The sequence below is a fragment of the Streptomyces sp. CA-251247 genome (assembly GCF_050952975.1).
Classification (GTDB): domain Bacteria; phylum Actinomycetota; class Actinomycetes; order Streptomycetales; family Streptomycetaceae; genus Streptomyces; species Streptomyces achmelvichensis.
Genome location: NZ_CP191861.1, coordinates 6,612,056 through 6,631,956 on the forward strand (window position 1 = coordinate 6,612,056; position 19,901 = coordinate 6,631,956).

Below are 19,901 nucleotides of genomic sequence, written 5' to 3' on the forward strand. Positions count from 1 at the left end.
CGGGGAGGCGGAATCGGTTGCCCGATTGAGGGTGTGATGCGAAGGTCCGCGCCGCCGGTCGTGCCTGCGGGGGAGGGCGTGCCGCTGCCCCTGCGGGCGGTCAGGCCCGGCAGAGCACCTCGGCGTGCGGCACCAGGAAGCAGGCGTCCTCGTGCGAGCCCCACGCGAGCCAGCCCTCGGCGATGGCGGTCAGGCGGTCGGCGGTGGTGTGACCGCCGTCGACGGCGAGTTCGGCGTACACCGATGCCGTCGTACGGTCCGCCCACAGCCCGCTCCACCAATTCCGGTCCTGCGCTCCGGCGAAGCACCATGCCGAGGCGGTGACGGTGACCTCGTCGAAGCCTGCGGCGCGCGCCCAGGACAGCAGCTGTCGACCCGCGTCGGGCTCACCGCCGTTCGCCCGTGCGACCCGACGGTAGAGGTCCAGCCACTCGTCCAGCAGAGGCACCTCGGGGAACCAGGTGAAGGTGCCGTAGTCGCTGTCGCGCGCGGCGACCGTGCCGCCGGGGCGGCAGACCCGCCGCATCTCGCGCAGCGCCTGGACCGGGTCGCCCACGTGCTGAAGGACCTGATGGGCATGGACGACGTCGAACGAGTCGTCGGGGAAGTCCAGTGCGTGGACGTCGGCGACGGTGAAGTCCGTGTTGCCCAGGCCGCGTTCGGCGGCCAGCTCACGGGCCTTTTTGACGATGTCGGCGGCCAGGTCCACGCCCGTCACACGGCCCTCGGGGACCAGGGCCGCCAGATCGGCGGTGATGGTCCCCGGGCCGCAGCCGATGTCGAGGATCCGCATGCCGGGCTGCAACTCGTCGAGCAGGTACGCGGCCGAATTGGCCGCGGTGCGCCAGGTGTGCGAGCGCAGTACGGACTCGTGGTGACCGTGGGTGTAGACGGCGGTCTCCTGCGGCATGGCCGGATCTCCTCTGGTGCGAACTGCCCCGGATGATGACACCAGCCTAGGCGGAATTGCCGCATATTGAGACCGCTGTCTTGCATGATGGACGCGGAGCGGGCGTGGCGCGTTAGGCACCGAGGCCGCCGGGTACCCGCGCCCCATGGACACGAACCTGTCGGATCTTGCGGCTCAGAATGTGGCGCAGGTCGTCCGGGACGCCATCAAGGACGAGTTGCGCGAGCAGACCAGGAAGCAGCGGCACGCCGCCCGTATGTACGCGGGCGCCAGTGCCGCCGGTCTCTACGGCGGTGCGGCGGTCGTCGCCTGCGCCGTCCTCGCGCTCGCTCTGGTGATGCCCGGCTGGGCGGCCGCCCTCATCGTCGCCGTCCTGCTGCTGGCCGCGGCCGAGATGATGAAGCGCGCCGCGAAGCCGGGGCCGGGCGCGGCCGTCGCCGGCACGGCCGGAACCGCGGCGGCGGCCGACGAGCCGCCCATGCCGGAGGCGCCCCCGGTCGTACCGCCCGCCGGGAGCCCGGTCGGCCCGCCGCCCGTCACGCCGCCGGCCGTGCCGCACGCACGCGAGAAGGAGTAGGTCTCACAGGCAAGTCCCCGACCCGGCAACGGGATGGTGCGGACAGGTGAGGGGGCGTCCACCGCGGTGGACGCCCCCTCACCTGTCCGCAGGTGGGGCGAGCGAGGCCGCCTTCCGCGTCGGGCTGGTGAAGGCTAGGGTTTCGCCGCAGCGAGCCACCCACGAGGAGCTGAGGCATGCCCGGTCGTCCGAGCGCGCGTTGACGTTGTAGGCCGCGACCGGCCTGTCATCGCGTGCTGCCCTTGACGTTGCGGCACAGCGAGCCTTCCCTGCCCGAACCGGTGCGCCTGATAGGCGCCGGGTGACGGGCCTCGTTGTCGGCAACCCGAGGGATTCCCGTGCCGTCCGCTTCCTCCGCTGTATCCGATTCCGGTCGGCCCGCTCCGTCGAGCCTGTGGCGGGACGCCGACTTCCGCAGACTCTGGATGGGGCAGACAGCCTCCCAACTCGGCGAACACGCGAATCTGGTGGTTCTGCCGCTCTTCGCCGTCCTGACGCTCGACGCCAGTGCCGGCCAACTGGGCGCCCTCCGGGCGGTGGGGCAGGCGCCGATCCTGTTGCTCTCGCTCTTCGTCGGCGCATGGGTCGACAGGTGGCGGACCCGTACGACGATGGTGCTCACGGACGTCGGCCGGGCCCTGGTCCTGGGCGTCGCGGCCGTTGCCGGCCTCTTCGGCGTGCTCGGCCTGCCCGCGCTGCTGGCGCTCGCCTTCGCCGTCGGGACCCTGTCCGTGTTCTTCGACGTGGCCTACCAGGCGTCTCTCGTACGACTGGTGGAACGCGGCCAACTGGTGCGAGGCAACAGCGCGCTGGAGGGCAGCCGGTCCGCGGCGCAGATCGGCGGTCCCGCTCTCGGCGGCGCGTTGGTGACCCTGCTGTCGGCGCCGCTCGCCACCGCCTCCAACGCGCTGTTCTTCGCGCTGTCGTTCCTGTCGATCCGGCAGATCCGCCGCTCCGAATCCGTCCCGGAACGCGCGGAACGTCCCTCCCGGGTCTGGCGGCGGATCCATGAGGGCCTGCGATTCGTCGCCGGAGATACCGCACTGCGCAGCGTGTGCCTGGCCTCGGCCGCCTTCCAGTTCTCCTTCGCGGCCATGATGACCGTCTATCTGCTCTTCCTGTCGCGGGAACTGCACCTGTCGGGCACCGTCGTCGGGCTGGCACTCGCGGCGGCAGGACCGGGCGCACTTGTGGGCTCAGCGCTGGCCGCCCGCCTGCCGAGCCGGTTCGGCCATGGCGTCGTGCTCGTGTGTGCGGCGGCACTCGGCGACGGCGTGTTCCTGTGTGTGCCCGCGCTGCACGGCTCCTCCGCGGTGACGGTTCCCGTACTCCTGGCAGCCGGCTTCGTGTTCGGGCTCGGCGGCCAGTTGGTGAACGTCACGGTCATGGCCGTCCGGCAGGCCGTCACTCCGGCCGGGATGCAGGGCCGCGCGGCCGCGACGATCACGTTCGTCGGCATGGGACTGACCCCGCTCGGTTCTCTGCTCGGCGGATTCCTGGCGCAGGAGTGGGGACTGCGCACCAGCCTTCTGGTGACGGCCGCAGGCATGCTGCTGTCCCCGGCGGTCATGGCTGTGTCCCCACTCGCACGCCTGGGACGGGAGCTTCCCGCCCCGCCCGCCGGACCGCAGGTCTCCCCCGGCGTGCCGCCGGCCTCACCCGACGCGCCGCCGAGCTCGCGCTGGTCGAAGTGAGGCCCTGCCCACCCGACGTGGCGCGCGCTCGCGACAGGCCGCCGGCGGGCGACGCCCCGTGCGTCCGCACGGCACGCCAGGCGTTACAGCAGAGCCTGCGGCCGGTACACCGTGAGCGCTTCCGCCGCCTTGTCGATGACCAACTCACCGGGGGCCTCGGTCACTTCACCGTCGAACGCCAGCGGAGTGCCCGGCGCCAGGCCCGTGATACGGACCCTGCGCAGCTTCTGCGCCGCGTGCACCGGCGACCGGCTCAGGGGTCCCGAGAGTGCCGCCGCCAGCAGCCGTAGGCCCGGCCACCGGCCGCCGTGCACGACGCGTACGTCCAGCAGTCCGTCGGCGAGGTCCAGCCGGTGTCCGGGCGTCGGCCCCATGCGCTGGTACATGCCGTTGCCCGCGAACAGCAGCCACATCGGGCGCCGGCGGCCCTGGACGTCGGCCTCCAGGGGATGCTCGCCGCGCAGGACGACCAGCGCCGCGAGCACCCCCGCCGGCCAGCCGCCGATCCGCGGCGACCAGTGCTCGCGGATGCGGACCAGCTCCGGGTAGACGCCCAGGCTGAAGGTGTTGAGGAAGTATCCGGAGCGCTCCTTGCCCTCGGCGGAGGGCGGGCCGGGCGTGAAGCGGCCGAGGTCGACCTTGACGGCCTCGCCGCCCGCGAGCGCCCGGCACGTGTCGTGCACCGACTCGATGCCGAGGTCGTAGGCGAAGTGGTTGAACGTACCGCCGGGAAAGACCGCCAACGGCACACCGCGGTGCGCGGCCACGACGGCCGCCCGGTTGATGGTGCCGTCGCCGCCGAAGATGCCGAGCGCCCGGCCGCGTCCGGCCGCCTTCTCCAGCTCCGCGTGCAGATCCTCCGGTTCGCATTCCACGACCTCGGCCATCGGCAGAGCCTCTTGCAGCAGGTGCGAGGAATCCGCCGATCCCGACTGCCGGTTGACCACGACCACCAGGCCGTCGCCGCCGGCCAGCACGGGCGCGCTGGTCTGCGGCCGTCCGGGCGGCGGCAGCTGGGACCTGGTCGGCACCAGACCGCGGACGGCGAAGGCCGCCCCGACGCCCAGCGCCGCCCCCACCAGGACGTCGCTCGGGTAGTGCACGCCCGTGTAGATACGGGAGAACGCCACCGAGACCGCGGCGGGGGCGATGATCCCGCCCCAGCTCTTGGACTCCAGGGCGACCCCGGTCGCGAAGGCGGCGGCCGAGGCGGCGTGCCCGGACGGGAAGGACGTGGTGAACGGCTGCCGCTTCAGCTGCCGTATCACCGGCACCGCGTCCAGCATCGGCCGCGCCCGGCGCACCGACCGCTTCGCGACCGTGTTGATGGTGGCCGAGGCCAGTGCCAGAGACGCCACACCGCGTACGGCCGCCCGGCGCGAGCGGGGGCTGCGCCCCAGCGCCACCATCCCGGCCGCCGCACCGAACCAGAGCAGTCCGTGGTTGGCGCTGCGGCTCAGCCGTGGCAGCACCGGCTCGGCACCGGGCCACTCCCGGGCCGCGACCGTGCTGAAGATCTGCCGGTCCCAGCTGCTGAGCAGCGCCGAGATTCTGTCCCGGAGCTGAGGGTTCACCTGTGTATGAGCGTCAGACATGGGTCGCGGGTACCCCGTGGACGGGCCCGCCACGCTGAACGCCCGGCATCGGGCACCCGTCCGTCCGGCATCCGCGAACACCCCGACAGATGCCCCCGCTGCGTTCGCGCGGACCGGCTCTCCCGCGCGGCGGGCTCGGGCAAACCTCCGTATAAAGGGCTCGTGGGCCGGGCGGGCCCTCGGGACACGAACGGCGGAGGCGGCGGCATGCAGCGGACGGACCCGGAAGGCCGCGGACCTGTCCGCTACGGACCACCCGCGCCCGAACCGGGACTCCCCGTACTGCCCGAGCTCGCCGAGGCGACCGCCGCGGCGGCCGCACGGCCCGTGGGCGAGCCGCCGGGGGGCGGCCCCGAGCTGCGTGAGGCGGCCTGCGGCTACTGGTCGCGGCGCGGGCTGCGCAGCCGGTCCGACGAGGTCGTCGCCGCCTCCGGCCCGCAGCCCCTGCTGTTCGCCCTCATCGCCGCCCACCGCGGGGACGTGATGCTGCCCCGGCCCTGCCCCGCCTGGTGGACCCCGCAGGCCCGGCTCCTCGGCCGGCCCGCGTATCACGTACCGACCCCGGCGGAGTGCGGCGGCGTACCCGACCCGTACGCACTGCTGGAGACCGTGCGCCGGGTGCGCGCGGAGGGCGGCGACCCGGGGCTGCTGCTGCTCTCCGTCGCCGACGACCCCACCGCGACCGTGGCGCCGCCCGAGCTCGTGCGCGAGGCCTGCGAGGCTGCCGTCGCCGAGGGCCTGCTCATCATCAGCGACGAGACCTGGCGGGACACCCTCCACCGGCCGCACGAGACGGTGCTGGTCAGCCCGGCGGAGATGTGCCCGGGGGAGGTCACCGTCCTCAGCGATCTGGCCGGCGGGCTGATGCCCGCCTCGTGGCCGGTCGCCGTCGCCCGGTTCCCCCCGACGGAGCAGGGGGCAGCCCGGCGCGCCAGAACCCTCGACATCCTCACCGCCCTCGGCGCCGTGGTGGCGGAACCCGTCGCGGCCGCCGCCGCCCTGGCACTGGACGAGCCCGGGCCCGTCGTCACCAGGTCGGAGCAGGCGGCCGGGCTGTACGGGGCCGTGACCACCGCGATGCACCACGCGGTGCTCGTGTCCGGAGCGGTCGCCCGCCCGCCGCAGGCCGGCCGGCATCTCTACGCCGACCTCGGCCCGCTGCGCGCCCCTCTCGCCCGGCTGGGTGTGACCGACTCCATGGAGCTCGAGGAGTATCTGAGCGACCGTCTCGGGTCACCCGCGCCCGGCGGGCACCGTTTCGGTGACGAGCTGGGCGAGCTGCGGGTGCGGCTGGCCGCGGGGCCGTTGCTGGGCGCAGACCCCGAACAGCGTCACGCGTCCCTCACCTCACCGGCGCCCCTGGAATTGCCGCACGTATCCAGGGCATTGAGCATTCTTGGAACGGCCTTCGACGAACTGCGTTGAACGGAGCCCCGGATGACGGAACAGACCGAACAGGCGGAGCACTCGGGACAGGCAGACCGGACCGACCAGGCGCCCGGGGCGGACCTCGCGGGGGCGGCCCTCACCACCTCGGAGCCCACCGCGTCCCTGACCGCCGGCGTACGGCCACACCTCCGGACCCGTCCGATCGGCGAGATCCGTCACTGGCCCCGCTCGTTCGCCGACCGCCTGACCGCACCGCTGCCCGGGGTGCGGGCCATGGCCCGGCTCGCCCGTGAGGGCGCGGTGCGCCCCGGCCGGGACGGCCTCCAGGACATCCCGCTGCTGCCCTTCGAACCCGGTCCGCTGCCCGCCGTCGACGCCACCACCGTGGCTGTCACCTGGGCGGGACACGCCAGTTGGGTGCTGCGCATCGGCGGACTCACCGTGCTGACCGACCCCGTGTGGTCCCGCCGGATCTTCGGCACCCCGGCCCGGGTCACACCCGTCGGGGTGCGGTGGGAGGACCTGCCGCCCGTCGACGCCGTGGTCATCAGCCACAACCACTTCGACCATCTGGACGCTCCGACCCTGAAGAGACTGCCGCGGCACACGCCGGTCTTCGCGCCCGCCGGCCTCGGCCGCTGGTTCCGCCGCCGGCTCTTCACCCGGGTGACCGAGCTCGACTGGTGGGAGGGCGCGGAGCTGGACGGCGTCCGCTTCGACTTCGTACCGGCCCACCACTGGTCCAAGCGGACCCTCGTCGACACGTGCCGCTCGCTGTGGGGCGGCTGGGTGCTCGGCGACCGGCCGGGCCGGTCCGTGTACTTCGCCGGCGACACCGGCTACGGCCACTGGTTCCGCGAGATCGGCCGCCGCCACCCCGGTCTCGATCTCGCGCTCCTGCCCATCGGTGCCTATGCCCCGCGCTGGTGGCTCAGCGATGTGCACACCGATCCGGAGGAGGCCGTACGCGCCTTCGAGGATCTCGGCGCACGGCACATGGCCCCGATGCACTGGGGGACGTTCGTCCTCTCGGCGGAACCGGTCCTCGAACCGCTCGTACGGGTGCGCGCCGCGTGGGAGCGGACCGGCCGGCCGCGCGAGCAGCTGTGGGACCTGCCGGTCGGCGGATCGCGGGTGCTGGACGCGGGCTGACGGGCCTTCGCAGGTGCAGGCGGGACGATCCGGCCGCGACCCGACCGGAGCCCCTACGCGTGCTACCCCGACTGGGCCCCCTACGCGTGCTGCCCCGACGACCCCGACTGGTGCCCCTTCCGGCGCCACCGGCGCCACAGCGGCGGCGCCCCGCTGAGCACCACCGTCAGCGCCACCGCGACGACCACGCCCTTCCACGGTTCGTCGAACAGCGAGCCGCCGAGTATCCCGATCAGCTGGTACGTCGCCGCCCATGCCAGGCACGCCGGGATGTCGCCCCGCACGAACGAGCGCAACGGCATCTTGGCCAGCAGGCAGGCCAGCATCACCGGGATGCGCCCGGCCGGTACCAGCCGCGACAGCACCAGGACCGCCACGCCGTGGTCCTCCAGCTTGCTCTGCGCCTGTTCGAGGTGTTCCGGCGCGGCGCGGTCGCGGAGCGCGGCCAGCCAGCGCGAGCCGTTCTTGGACCTGACGCCGCGCTGCCCGAGCCAGTACAGCGTCACATCGCCCAGGAACGCGGCGAATGACGCCACCAGGAAGACGAACAGCAGGCTCAGCGGAGACGTCTGATGGAAGGCCACCACCGCCGCGGAGCTGACCACCGCCCCCGTCGGCACCACCGGCACCAGGGCTCCCAGCGCCACCAGCAGGAACAGCGAGGGATAGGTGACGGCCTGCTGGGTGGACTCCGGCGGCAGCTGGGCCACGAAGTCCGACAGCTGCCCGAACAGCTCCGCAGCCTTCGAGCTCACCGCCTCGCCTCCGGTCTGACCCGCTCGCCGTGGCCGAGCCGGTGCACGGCCACCTTCGGCGCGATCCGCGCCGCCTTGCGGAGGAACTCCTCGCCCGGGGCGTAGAACTCGTGCGGGCGGACGCCGTCCATCCCGATCGGCCAGTACGTGCCGTAGTGCACCGGCACCGCGGCACCCGGCGCGAGGGAGACCAGCGCCTCGGCGGCCCGGTGCGCGTCCAGATGCCCGTGCCCGAGGTAGGGACCCCAGCCGCCGACCGGCAGCAGCGCCACATCGACGGGACCGACCTCGTCCGCCATCGAGTCGAAGAGTCCGGTGTCCCCGGCGAAGTACGTGCGGGCCTCACCGGTGATCACATAGCCGAGCGCGGGCGACCGGTGCGGGCCGACCGGCAGCCGCCGTCCGTCGTGCAGCGCGGACACCGCCCGCACCACCACGTCGCCGACCGGCACCTCGTCGCCGGGGAGCACCTCGGTGACCGGCAGCGGGAGCCGCTTCAGGCCCGGCACGGAACGCGTCGCGCCCTCCGGCACGATCAGCGGGGTGCCCGGCGCGAGCCTGGCCAGTGACGGCAGATGCAGATGGTCGGAGTGCAGATGGGAGACGAGGACCGCGTCGGCGACGGCGGCCTCCGGCGGCGGCACGGCCCCGCGCCGCCTGCGCAGATGCGCGAGCCGGCGCACGAACAACGGGTCGGTCAGCACCCGGACCCCGGAGTCCTCGACCGTGCAGGTGGCATGACCCCACCAGGTGACTTCCACCGGCACGCAGCGCCTCCTTCTGCCCACGTCGGCCCGTTGTGCGAACCACGAGGACCGTTCTGCGAACCACTGCCCGTTTCGCGGGCGGGTACCCGTCCGAGCCTATGGCCTGTCGTTCCGAGCGGGTCTGGAGCCCATGGTCTGTCGTTCTCCGCGGGCCCGCGCGTCCCGGCGCACGAGCCCTCCGCCCGCTCCCGTCGCGCCCTCTGATGCGCCTCGGTGCGCGCTCCCTGGAGCCGGTCCCGTCGGAGTAGGGTCGGCGCGACCGGAGAGCGCAGGGGGATGTTGATGGATGCCTTACGAGTGGCGGCGATCGCCAGCCTGACGCCCCTCGAGGAGCTCGACAGCGACCCGTTCCTGGTGGACACCCGCAGTCAGCACGCGATGTGCGCCCGCTGGGCCGCCGACAAGGGCGGCGTCGTCACCCGGCAGCTGCTGTTCTACGGGCTGCGGCACGACCACTGCGGGCTGTGGGCCGATGTGGACGCCGGCGAGGTGGACCTCTTCATCGCCCCCAACGACCGGGTGCTGGCACGGGCGTTGGCCTCGGTGCGGGACTTCGTCGCCGAGTGCGAGCGCCGTGGCGTACGGCTGGAGACGGCGGGCCTGGACGAGCCCGTCTACGACGCCTCCATGAAGGCGGACGTCCACCGCAGGCTCTCCATGCCGACCGCCGGCTACAACGGCCGCTGAGCCGTCGCCCCCGGCCTGCGCGGACGCGCGAGCGGATCATGCCCACCGCTGTGCCACGCTGGAGACCTGATCCAGGGGTGAGGTGGAAGCGGCGTGGTCGAAAGCCGATGGCGCAGGGCGGGGAGCACCCTGCTGCGGGTGGTCGCCGTGTGGATGGTCTCCACACTGACGATGCTGGCTCTCGCCGGGCTGCTGCCCGACTTCCGGCTCCAGTCCGAGGACGGCGAGAGCATCACCCGTACCGCCGTGACGGCCGCCTGGGGCGCGGGTGCCTTCGGTCTGCTGGGCGCACTGGTGTGGCCGGTGGCGGTACGGGCGCTGCTGCTCGTACCGGCACTCCTGCTCGGCCTGTTGGTCTTCTTCCTCAACGGCTCCCTGCTGCTCCTCGCCCTGAGACTGATCCCCGACGGCGGGGGAGAGGCGGCTCCGGAGACCGCAGTCCTCGTCGCCGCCGTGATGTCCGCCGTCGCCTCCGCGACCTCCACGGCCCTCGCCGTCCACGACGACAACGCCTACCGGCGCCGGCTCTCCCGGCTCGCCACCCGGCGCCGCCGAAGACGCGGAGAGGACGTCGGCCGTACCGCCGCCGACGGCACGGTCTTCCTCCAGCTCGACGGCGTCGGTCACGAGGTGCTCCAGCGCGCGGCCAAGGACGGTGTGATGCCGACCGTCGCCGAGTGGCTCGCCACGACCCACCGGCTGACCCCCTGGCGTACGGACTGGTCCAGTCAGACCGGCGCAAGCCAGCTCGCCATCCTGCACGGAACCAACCACGACGTCCCCGCCTTCCGCTGGTACGAGAAGGACACCGGCCGGGTCATGGTCAGCAACCGGCCCGCCAGCGCGGCCGAGCTCCAGCGCCGCGCCATCGAGCGCACCGGCGACGGCGGGCTGCTCACCGTCGACGGAGCGAGCCGCGGCAACCTCTTCAGCGGCGGCGCCGACCAGCTCGCCCTGGTGCTGTCGATCGCGGCCAGGCGCGGCAAGGCCAACCGCTCCCGGGCCGGGTACTTCGCCTACTTCTCCGACCCCGCCAACGCCGTCCGCACGGCCGGCGCCTTCTTCGCCGAAGTGGTCCGTGAGATCCGCCAGTCGACGCGGGCGCGGCTGCGCGGTGACACACCCCGGATCGGCCGCGGCGGTCTGTACCCCTTCATCCGGGCGTTCGCGACCGTCGTGGAGCGCGACGTCGTCGTCGCCGCGGTGCTCGGTGACATGCTCGCCGGGCGCACCGCCGTCTACGCCGACCTCGTCGCCTACGACGAAGTGGCACATCACTCGGGACCGCACAGCCGCGACGCGATGCAGGTCCTGGAGCGGCTCGACCGTTCGCTCGCCCTGATCGCCAAGGTCTCCGAGCACACCCCGCGCGGCTACCGGATCGTGCTGCTGTCCGACCACGGGCAGAGCCCGGGCCAGACCTTCGCGGGCGCCTACGGTCTCACCCTCAAGGACCTCGTCCGGGCCGGCTGCGGCCTGCCGGTGTCCCGGCGCGCCGAGCGCTCCAGGAGCGGCGCGGAAGCGCGGGACGCGGCGCGCCACACCCTGCACACCGCTCTGCACCGGCGGCTCACGGAAGGAGCCGACGAAGTCGCCGCACCGAGCTCCGAACCCATCGTGCTCGCCTCCGGCAATCTCGCGCTGATCTCCTTCCCCGACGTGCCCGAGCGGCTGAGCCGGGAGGAGATCGACGCCCGCCACCCCGCCCTGCTGCGGACGCTCGCCAGCCACCCGGGCGTCGGTTTCCTCCTCGTACGCAGCGAGGAGCACGGCTCGCTGGTCCTCGGCCCCGGCGGAGTGGAGATCCCGCTCGCGGAGCTGGACGACGACGGCCCGCTGGCGGTGTTCGGCGCCGGGGCGGCCGATGCGGTACGCCGTACCGACTCCTTCCCGCACGTCGCGGACATCATGGTCAACTCGATGTACGACCCCGAGACGGGCACCGTCCACGCCTTCGAGGCGCAGATCGGCTCCCACGGCGGCCTCGGCGGTGAGCAGTCCCAGCCCTTCCTGCTGTCGCCGCTCGAGCTGTCACCACCCGTGAGCGGCGGCGCCGAACTGATCGGTGCGGAGCAGGTGCACGAGGTCCTGCGGCGCTGGCTGAACGAGTCGGAGGGTCCGCAGGTGCCGATCGCCCCCCTCGGCCGGACGGCATCGCCCGGATAGCGTGGGCCGCGCTGTGGGGTCCACCGCGTGTGCCGACGTGAGGAGTGCCGGGTGCGTGCTGTCGTGTTCGAGGAGTTCGGGAAGCCGCTCGCCGTACGGGAGGTGCCCGAACCGGCGCCCGCGGAGGACGGTGCGGTGATCCGCGTCGAGGCGACCGGGCTGTGCCGCAGCGACTGGCACGGCTGGATGGGCCACGACGCCGACATCACGCTGCCGCATGTGCCCGGCCACGAACTGGCCGGTGTCGTCGAGTCGGTCGGCGCCGACGTCGTCAACTGGCGCCCGGGAGACCGTGTCACCGTGCCCTTCATCTGCGCCTGCGGGCGCTGCGCCGCGTGCGCGCGGGGAGCGCAGCAGGTGTGCGAACGCCAGCAGCAGCCCGGGTTCACGCACTGGGGCTCGTTCGCGCAGTACGTGCCGCTCCGGTACGCCGACACCAATCTGGTGGCCCTGCCCGATGCGATGTCCTTCGCCACCGCGGCCGGTCTGGGCTGCCGGTTCGCGACCGCCTTCCGTGCGGTGGTGGGCCAGGGCCGGGTGCGGGCGGGGGAGTGGGTCGCGGTGCACGGCTGCGGCGGGGTGGGCCTGTCCGCGGTGATGATCGCCGCGGCGTGCGGGGCGCGGGTGGTCGCTGTCGACGTGTCGCCGGGGGCCTTGGACCTGGCGCGGGCAGTCGGCGCCGAGGTCTGTGTGAACGCCTCCACACTCACCGGCGGCGTCGACACCTCCGTCCCGCCCGGCACCGCGACCGACTCCACCCCGAACAGCGGCGCGGCCGACTCCGCCACGGCCGGAGGCGTGGCCGAAGCCGTCCGTGAGGCGACCGGGGGCGGCGCCCACCTCTCGCTGGACGCCCTCGGCTCCCCGGTGACCTGCGTGAACTCGGTCCAGTCCCTTCGCCGTCAGGGCCGCCACATCCAGGTGGGCCTGCTGCCCGATGGCGTACGGCTCCCGATGGACCGGGTCGTGCCGCTGGAGCTGGAGATCCTCGGCAGCCACGGCATGGCCGCCCACGACTACCCGGCGATGATGGCGATGGTCGCGTCCGGGGTGCTGCGCCCGGATCTCCTCGTGACGAAAGAGATCGGTCTGGACGCGGTTCCGGAGGCGCTCGCGTCGCTCGGCACCGCGCCCGGCAGCGGAGTGACGGTGATCCGGCCGCACCGGGTGTGAAGGCCGCGGTGGAGCCGTCCGTGCGGCGGGCCGGTGCACCCGTCCGGATCCGGCGTGTACGGGAATCGGGCTAACGGGCGTCCCCCGGTGGAGGGGATCTGTGGCCACGACGGCCGGGCCGCGGGCGCGCAGGGGTAAAGGAGGCCTGTCCAGGAAGGTCACGCCCCATGAACCAGCCCGCGCCGTACACCGTCGCACTCCGCGCCCTGGCGCGCCGGGCTGCGCCGATAGCGCTGGTGGCTCTCCTCGCCCTGTTGGGCATGTCCCTCGGACCCGGGGCGCAGACCGTGGCGATGGGCGAACTCCGGCCGCCTGCCTCCGCGCCCGCCGACCCGGCACATCCGGGCCAGCCCGAGGAGGGCGACACCGGAACGTCCGCGCCGGCCCGCGCCCGCGCCTCTTTGCGGCCGCCGGGTGACGATGCCGGCGCCGGGGCCGGCGGACGAGCCGTCCGGCCCTCCCAGCGCTTTCCGGACGGGCCTCCACGTGTTCCGCTCGCCGTGCGCTGTGTGGTGCTGCGCTGCTGACAGTGCTGAGGGACCCCAGCACTGTTCCGCACCATCACCCCCACACCACGCGAGGTGCACAGCCATGCCCATCGACCCGTTCGCCGCGCTCAGCGCCATGGTCCGCGCCGAGGCGGCGCGCACCGAGACCACGCACACCGTCGAGCCCACCGAGCGGCGCAGGCCTCCCGAGACCGTGTCCGAACCGAGGCCGGACGCCCGCCGTTCGCGCACCGACGACCGCACCGTCTGACGCGCCCACACCGCCCGACGCCCCTGCCACCGGCCCGTTTTGGAGCATCAGCAGATCATCAATACGATCCGCTGATGATCAATAGAAAACGGCTGGCGGCCGGGGCGTGCGGCCTGCTCGCCGCCCTCGCCGTCGGGCTCTTCCCGGCAGGCGCCGCCGCCGACGACGAACCGGCGGACAAGACCCCCGCGGCAGCTCCCAAGGTCGAGTTGGTGCTCGACGTGAGCGGCTCGATGCGTGCCCGGGACATCGACGGCCAGACCCGTATGTCGGCGGCGAAGCAGGCCTTCAACGACGTACTGGACGCCGTGCCCGCCGAAGTCCGGCTCGGCATACGCACCCTCGGGGCCGACTACCCCGGCAAGGACAGAAAGGTCGGCTGCAAGGACACCAAGCAGCTCTACCCCGTCGGGCCGCTCGACCGGACCGAGGCCAAGACCGCGATCGCCACCCTCGCCCCCACCGGCTGGACGCCCATCGGCCCGGCGCTGCTCGGCGCGGCCGACGACCTCGAAGGCGGCGACGGCACCCGGCGGATCGTGCTCATCACGGACGGCGAGGACACCTGCGCCCCGCTCGACCCGTGCGAGGTCGCGCGCGACATCGCGGCCAAGGGTATCCACCTCGTCATCGACACCCTGGGACTGGTCCCGGACGCGAAGACCCGCAATCAGCTGAGCTGTATCGCGGAGGCCACCGGCGGCACCTACACCTCGGTGCAGCACACCGACGAACTGTCCGACCGCGTCAACCAGTTGGTCGACCGTGCGGCCGAGCCCGTGGTCACCCCCGTCGCCACCCAGGGCGCGACACAGTGCGCGAAGGCCCCGCGGCTCGAACCGGGCCTGTACAGCGACCGGGAGACCTTCGGCCAGCACCGCTGGTACCGCGTGGACGTGCTGCCCGGCCAGGAGCTGCGCGCCTCGGTGAGCATCGGCGCCGACCGTGCCGTCAACAACGACTACGGCGTACTCCTGCGGGCCGTCACCGTGCACGGCCGGGAGATCGTCCGTGGGTCGGAGGCCGGTAACGGACGCACCGACGTCATCTCCACCGGCCTGCGCTATCCGAAGCCGGAGTCCGCCGACGATGCGGACGACACGGACGACACCAAGCCCGCCGCCGAGTCCGTCTGCCTGGAGGTCAGCAACGCCTTCGCCGCGGCTCCCGCGGTCAAGACCACGCCCGGTATGCCCGTCGAGCTCACCGTCGACATCGTGGACGCGCCCGACGAGTCGTCCGACGTCGCCGCCTTCGGTCTCGGCCGCGGCTGGTGGCTCCTGGCCGTCCTCGCGCTCACAGGCCTGCTGGCCGGAGTGCTGTGGGGCTGGATCTCGCGCTGGCGCGTCGCCGTATGGAGGACCAACTGATGCGTATCGCACGCGCACTGACGACCGTGCTGCTCGCCGCCGCCGTACTGAGCGGTACGGCGGGTGCCGCCGTCGCCGACGACCCGTCGCCGTCCCCGAGCGACGGCGCGAGCGGGGCGGGACCGACCGAGGCCGGTACCGGATTCCGTGACGCCACCGCGATCGAGCCGGGGCAGCCCGCCACCGCCACCGCATCGGCGGGCGACTATCTGTACTGGGTGTTCCCGGCGGACGCCGGCCACCGGGCCACGGTGAAGGCCACCGTCACCCTGCCCGAGTCGGCCACCCGGACCGGTTCGTCCACCTGGCAGCTCGATGTGTACGACGGGCTGCGCCGGCGCCAGGCCTGCATGTACGGCATGCAGACCCGGGCGGCGGCGAAGGACGCGGCGACCGTGGAGCTGTCCTGCACGCTGCGGACCGTCCGTTCCTGGGCGGAGCCGTGGGACAACGATCCGCTGCCCGGCAGTTACACCGTCCGCCTGACCGTGACCGAGCTCCCCGAGGAGGACCTCGGACTGCCGGTCCGCGCCGAGGTCCGTGCGGACGTGTCCGACGCGGGCGGCGCCTCCGCCGTGGACGGCTCGCTCGCGGCTCCGCTCGTGGCGGGCGCGAAGACGGCCGACACGGCGGGCGAACCGAAGCAGGCGGGCGTCCTCGGTGAGCCTGAGGACGGCTGGTCCTCCGGCTGGTGGTCGGACCGCTGGATCTGGACGGTCGCGGGCGGGCTGCTCTGTGCGCTCGGCGCGATCGCCGGATACGCGCTGACACGGGGCGCAGGCCGTCCCTCCGGCGTACCGCCGACCGCCTGACGCGTGCGGGCGAGTGGCTGCCACCGGCAGCCACTCGCCCCAGGAACTACGCCTCCTGGAGCGCGGCGAGCTGCGCCGCCAGCGTCTCCTTCGACTGGAACGTCGCGCCGAACAGGGCGACATGCTTCCAGTGCAGCGTGCCGTCCCCGGCGACGACGAACACCGCGCGCCGCAGCCCGATCCCCGGGGCCGCGACCCCGAAAGCCTTGGAGACCGCCCGGTCGGTGTCCGCGAGCAGCGGCATCCGCAGCCCGTGCTTGCGCGCGAACGCCTCGTGGCTGTCCACCCCCTGCGGGCTGATCGCCCACACCTCGGCGCCGCACTCCGTGAACGACTCCAGACCGCTGGAGTACGAACACAGCTGCTTGGTGCAGACGGTGGTGTCGTCCCCGGGGTAGAACGCGAGCACGAGCGGTCGCCCCCGCACCGCGGCGAGCGAGAACTCACGCCGCTCGAAGGCGCCGTCCGCGAGCACGCCTCCGGGGAGGGTGAAGTCGGGGACGGGCTTACCGGGTTCAGGTGACGCTGCCAAGGGAACTCCTGCGGCTACGGGTACGGACGGCGGGGGTACGTGCTGCTCGGCGGCCCCTGGCGCCCCTCGGGGGCGGACCGCACACCCAGACAGTCCACGCCGACGAGGGGTCCGGATGGAAGACCAGGCGGCGATCGTGGCCGGGTTGCAATCGAAGAACGCCGGCAGCACCGATGAGGTGGAACGTCAGCCGTGCGCCGGCGGGGAACAACTCCCGTAACGCGTCGGCCGGTACATCCCGGTCGTCGGCAAGCGTACTGATGTCCAGGAAGAACGCCGTGAACCCCTCGCCCGCTCGCTCCCGCAGCGCCTGAGCGAGGGCGGGCAGGGTGCTCCGCGCCAGCCGTCCGCTCACGGCGATCCACACCTGCGGCCCGTCCGTGGCCAGTACCCGTACCCGTACCGTCGCTCGCATGTGCGCCCCCAGTACCCGGGTGATCCGCGCACCGCCGGTGGGCGCGCCGTCATGGTTCTCTTCGGAGCGGGAGGGGCGGCGGATTGCTCGGGGTGCCGGCCTGTCTCACCCCGAGGCCGTGTGTCGGATCACCAGCCGGTCAGCAACAGGTGGTTGAGGAGCAGTGCCGGCAACGCCTGGGCGGCGAGCCAGCCGCGGGCACGGGGCAGGAACGCGCAGGCCGGAAGCAGCCACAGGGCGAAGGGGAGCCAGATGCGTTCCGTCTCGGCCTTGCTCATGCCGGACAGGTCGGCGACCAGCAGGGCGAGGACGGCGGCGGCCACGAGGAGCGCGAGACGGGCGTCGGCGCCGGGGCCGCCGGGGCGGGTGAGCGCACCGCCACGGTGCCGCAGGAGCAGCACTCCGGAACGCCGCAGACCCGCCGCCGTCGCCAGGCCCGTGATGAGCACCGCGCACGCCAGATTGCCCCACACCCAGTAGCCGTAGGGACGGATGCCGCCCGCGCCCTGGTAGTAGCGCGTGACCAGCACGTCGTACGCCTCCCACCAGGCGAACCCGGCGAGCGTGAAGGCCGCGGTGACCACCGCCGGCCCGGCGAGCAGCGCCACCAACAGGGCGGGGCGCTCCCGGATTCCGTGCCGGCCGAGCACCGGTACCGCCGCCGCGATCAGGGCGAAGAGCGTGAGGCCGTACGACAGATAGCAGGTCAGACCGAACAGCAGTCCCGACGCCCCCGCCCACAGCGCAGACCGCCTCGTGACCGCCAGGGCCAGCAGCGCCACCGCCCACGCCGCCACCGCCGCGAAGTACGCGTCCGCCGAGGTCCCCATCCACACCGCTGCCGGGGCGAGCACGAGGAAGGGCGCCGCCCTGCGCGCGAGTGCCTCGTCGGCCAGGGCGCGGATCGTCACCAGCACGGCCACGCAGGCCGTCGCGCCGACGGTGATGCACCACACTCCGGCCCAGGCCCCGCCCCCCAGCCCGGCCCGGTCGAGCAGGACGAAGGTGAGCGTGGCACCCGGCGGGTGGCCGGCGACATGGGCGGGCCAGTTGTCGGGAGAGCCGATGAGGATGTGCGAGGTGAAGTCCCGCAGGGCCGCCGGGATGTCGTGGAAGCGGTCGACGACCCGGAGGTACTCGTGGCGGGTGGTGAGCCGGGCGGCGATACCCCGGTGCCACCCGTCGATCAGGGCGAGGGAGTAGATCCACGCCATGGCCGCGGCCCACGTCAAGGGGAGCAGGGCCCGCCAGGGGAGACGGACCGCGAGGGCGGGGCCGTACACCACGGTGGCGATGGCCACCAGGACGGCCGCCGGTGTGCCGGGGCCCAGGTGGGGTCCCCACGATGCCAGCAGCGGGGGCCAGTTGACGAGCAGCGTCCCGCTGGTCTTCTGGATGTGGTGGCCGACCAGCACGGCCGCCGTCACAAGCAGCACGGCCGCCCCGGCGGCGTACAGGTCATGGCGGAGGCCGCGGGGGGCGCGGGTGGGTACGGCGTCGGGCTCGGCGGAGGGCAGGGTGCGGATCACACGGGAACGCTAGGCCGCGCGACCGGTCCACGGACCGCCGTCCGGGCCGATGTCAGCGTTTCGTCATGGGTTGCGCACCCGTTTGCGGGGTGGTCCCGGCCTAACGTCGGGGCATGCCCGACCCCGACGCCCCACGGCTTCCCTCCTCGCCCGGTTTCTGGCGCAGCCCTCTGCGCGGCCCCTGGTTCACCTCGGTGCTGGGCCTCGTCCTGCTCGTCGGCATCACCGTGCTGTTCGTGACGGGCCTGGTCTCGTACGCCGCCTACAACCCGAACCTGTCGCCGGTGAACGACCAGACCCCCGACAAGGGGATTCTCGGCTTCTACCTCTTCTCCTGGCCGACGAACCCGCACTGGCTGTACCGGCTCAACCAGGGCGTCCACGTCACCCTCGGCATCACCGTGATCCCCGTCCTGCTCGCCAAGCTGTGGTCCGTGGTGCCGAGGCTGTTCGCGCTGCCGCCCGCCCGCTCGCTCGCCCACGCCCTGGAGCGGATCTCGCTGCTGCTCCTGGTGGGCGGGGCGCTGTTCGAGTTCGTGACCGGCGCGCTCAACGTCCAGCTGGACTACATCTTCCCCGGCTCCTTCTATCCGCTGCACTTCTACGGAGCGTGGGTGTTCTTCGCCGCGTTCGTCGCCCACGCACTGCTGAAGATGCCCATCGCGCTGCGCAACCTGCGGCACCTGCGGGAGGAGAAGAACGACCTGGTGTCGCCGCGTCCCGCCGAGCCGACCGTCTCCCGCCGCGGCGCTCTGTGGTTCGTCGGGGGCGGCTCGCTGCTGCTGTTCGCGACGACGGTGGGACAGAACTTCGACGGCCTGCTGCGGCGCACCGCCCTCCTCGCACCGCACGGCGGCGACGACCCCGGCAGCGGCCCGAACGGCTTCCAGATCAACAAGACCGCCCGGTACGCCGGGATCGTCGCGGCGGAGACCGGCGAGGACGCGTGGCGACTCGTCGTGACGGGACGCTCGGGCACCGTCCGCCTCAGCCGGGACCAGCTGCTCCGACTTCCCCAGCACAGCTCCGCATTGCCCATCGCCTGCGTGGAGGGCTGGTCGACGTCGGACCAGTGGTGGCGCGGGGTACGGCTGCGCGACCTCGCGGCGCTCGCCGGGTACGACGAGGACCCGCCCGACGTGTTCGTCGAGTCCCTCCAGCGCAGAGGCGCCTTCCGGCGGGCCGCCCTGCGTGCCAACCAGGTGGCCGACCCGCGTTCCCTGCTCGCCCTGTACGTCAACGGCGAGCAGCTCTCCCCCGACCACGGCTACCCGGCACGGATCATCGTGCCCGCGGCTCCCGGTGTGCTGAACACCAAGTGGGTGGCCCGGATGACGTTCGGAGACCTCTGATGCTTCCGCCGCTTCGCCGCATCCCGATCGGCAGCCCCGTGCAACTGCTGCTGCTCGCCTGCTCGTTCGCCCTGGCCGCCTACGCGGGTGTACGGCTGCTCGCGGACGACTGGCTCGGTGTCGCCCTGTGGTTCGTGGGGGCGGCACTGCTGCACGACCTCGTGCTGGTGCCCTTGTACTCGGTCGCCGACCGGGCACTCGTACGTGGGCTCGGTGCCGTCCGGCGCCGGGACCGGATCCTGTACGTGCGCGTACCGGCCGCCCTCT

General features: G+C 73.2%; 18 protein-coding genes. 12 read left to right on the top strand and 6 right to left on the bottom strand.

Going from position 1 to position 19,901, the window contains the following annotated elements; all coding sequences use genetic code 11:
• Positions 1–100: 100 nt before the first annotated feature.
• Positions 101–910, bottom strand: a complete 810-nt coding sequence (locus tag ACQPWZ_RS29410) for a methyltransferase domain-containing protein (RefSeq protein ID WP_433572810.1) — start codon at positions 908–910, stop codon at positions 101–103.
• A gap of 145 nt (positions 911–1,055) precedes the next feature.
• Here ACQPWZ_RS29410 and ACQPWZ_RS29415 point away from each other — a divergent pair, with 145 nt between their 5' ends.
• Complete coding sequence (locus ACQPWZ_RS29415; protein ID WP_340476296.1) at positions 1,056–1,487, top strand: phage holin family protein; 432 nt, start codon at positions 1,056–1,058, stop codon at positions 1,485–1,487.
• Between the two features lie 338 nt (positions 1,488–1,825).
• Positions 1,826–3,181 carry an MFS transporter gene (locus ACQPWZ_RS29420; protein WP_433572811.1) on the top strand — a complete coding sequence of 452 codons (1,356 nt, stop codon included), beginning with the start codon at positions 1,826–1,828 and terminating at the stop codon, positions 3,179–3,181.
• Positions 3,182–3,264: 83 nt separating this feature from the next.
• On the opposite strand, the gene ACQPWZ_RS29425 is transcribed toward ACQPWZ_RS29420, so the two are convergent.
• Positions 3,265–4,776 (bottom strand): bifunctional phosphatase PAP2/diacylglycerol kinase family protein, encoded by a 1,512-nt coding sequence (locus tag ACQPWZ_RS29425; RefSeq protein ID WP_340476298.1) that lies wholly within the window; start codon positions 4,774–4,776, stop codon positions 3,265–3,267.
• Positions 4,777–4,983: 207 nt separating this feature from the next.
• Here ACQPWZ_RS29425 and ACQPWZ_RS29430 point away from each other — a divergent pair, with 207 nt between their 5' ends.
• Positions 4,984–6,201, top strand: a complete 1,218-nt coding sequence (locus ACQPWZ_RS29430) for an aminotransferase class I/II-fold pyridoxal phosphate-dependent enzyme (protein ID WP_340476300.1) — start codon at positions 4,984–4,986, stop codon at positions 6,199–6,201.
• A 12-nt stretch (positions 6,202–6,213) separates the two neighbouring features.
• Positions 6,214–7,317, top strand: coding sequence for an MBL fold metallo-hydrolase (locus tag ACQPWZ_RS29435; RefSeq protein ID WP_433572812.1), 1,104 nt, complete (start codon positions 6,214–6,216; stop codon positions 7,315–7,317).
• Between the two features lie 80 nt (positions 7,318–7,397).
• Here the strand turns inward: ACQPWZ_RS29435 and ACQPWZ_RS29440 are convergent, their stop codons facing one another.
• Positions 7,398–8,072 (bottom strand): DedA family protein, encoded by a 675-nt coding sequence (locus tag ACQPWZ_RS29440; RefSeq protein ID WP_383237450.1) that lies wholly within the window; start codon positions 8,070–8,072, stop codon positions 7,398–7,400.
• A complete protein-coding gene (locus ACQPWZ_RS29445; protein ID WP_433572813.1) occupies positions 8,069–8,839 on the bottom strand; it encodes an MBL fold metallo-hydrolase in 771 nt (256 codons plus the stop codon). Before ACQPWZ_RS29445 ends, ACQPWZ_RS29440 begins: the two co-directional genes overlap by 4 nt.
• 282 nt (positions 8,840–9,121) lie before the next feature.
• Between ACQPWZ_RS29445 and ACQPWZ_RS29450 the strand changes: the two genes are divergently transcribed.
• The 7 genes from ACQPWZ_RS29450 to ACQPWZ_RS29480 all read left to right on the top strand — a co-directional run bounded on the left by ACQPWZ_RS29450 (position 9,122) and on the right by ACQPWZ_RS29480 (position 15,806).
• On the top strand, positions 9,122–9,526 hold the full coding sequence (locus ACQPWZ_RS29450; RefSeq protein ID WP_433572814.1) for a hypothetical protein: 405 nt from the start codon (positions 9,122–9,124) through the stop codon (positions 9,524–9,526).
• A 93-nt stretch (positions 9,527–9,619) separates the two neighbouring features.
• Entirely contained in the window at positions 9,620–11,692 is a 2,073-nt protein-coding gene (locus ACQPWZ_RS29455; protein ID WP_433572815.1) for an alkaline phosphatase family protein, read from the top strand.
• 51 nt (positions 11,693–11,743) lie between these two features.
• Positions 11,744–12,865 carry a zinc-dependent alcohol dehydrogenase family protein gene (locus ACQPWZ_RS29460; RefSeq protein ID WP_433572816.1) on the top strand — a complete coding sequence of 374 codons (1,122 nt, stop codon included), beginning with the start codon at positions 11,744–11,746 and terminating at the stop codon, positions 12,863–12,865.
• Between the two features lie 167 nt (positions 12,866–13,032).
• Positions 13,033–13,392: a hypothetical protein gene (locus ACQPWZ_RS29465; RefSeq protein WP_433572817.1), complete on the top strand. Its 360-nt coding sequence runs from the start codon at positions 13,033–13,035 to the stop codon at positions 13,390–13,392.
• Between the two features lie 64 nt (positions 13,393–13,456).
• Positions 13,457–13,624: a hypothetical protein gene (locus ACQPWZ_RS29470; protein WP_433572818.1), complete on the top strand. Its 168-nt coding sequence runs from the start codon at positions 13,457–13,459 to the stop codon at positions 13,622–13,624.
• Between the two features lie 74 nt (positions 13,625–13,698).
• Entirely contained in the window at positions 13,699–14,994 is a 1,296-nt protein-coding gene (locus ACQPWZ_RS29475) for a VWA domain-containing protein (RefSeq protein WP_383237434.1), read from the top strand.
• A complete protein-coding gene (locus tag ACQPWZ_RS29480; RefSeq protein WP_405573922.1) occupies positions 14,994–15,806 on the top strand; it encodes a hypothetical protein in 813 nt (270 codons plus the stop codon). The genes ACQPWZ_RS29475 and ACQPWZ_RS29480 overlap by 1 nt, the downstream gene beginning before the upstream one ends.
• A 46-nt stretch (positions 15,807–15,852) precedes the next feature.
• Here the strand turns inward: ACQPWZ_RS29480 and ACQPWZ_RS29485 are convergent, their stop codons facing one another.
• Together ACQPWZ_RS29485 and ACQPWZ_RS29490 are read right to left on the bottom strand one after the other, a co-directional pair.
• Positions 15,853–16,338, bottom strand: a complete 486-nt coding sequence (locus tag ACQPWZ_RS29485; protein ID WP_340476309.1) for a peroxiredoxin — start codon at positions 16,336–16,338, stop codon at positions 15,853–15,855.
• A 543-nt stretch (positions 16,339–16,881) separates the two neighbouring features.
• Positions 16,882–18,282, bottom strand: a complete 1,401-nt coding sequence (locus tag ACQPWZ_RS29490) for a hypothetical protein (protein ID WP_433572819.1) — start codon at positions 18,280–18,282, stop codon at positions 16,882–16,884.
• A gap of 113 nt (positions 18,283–18,395) precedes the next feature.
• Between ACQPWZ_RS29490 and ACQPWZ_RS29495 the strand changes: the two genes are divergently transcribed.
• Complete coding sequence (locus ACQPWZ_RS29495) at positions 18,396–19,634, top strand: molybdopterin-dependent oxidoreductase (RefSeq protein WP_433572820.1); 1,239 nt, start codon at positions 18,396–18,398, stop codon at positions 19,632–19,634.
• The last annotated feature ends 267 nt before the right edge of the window (positions 19,635–19,901 follow it).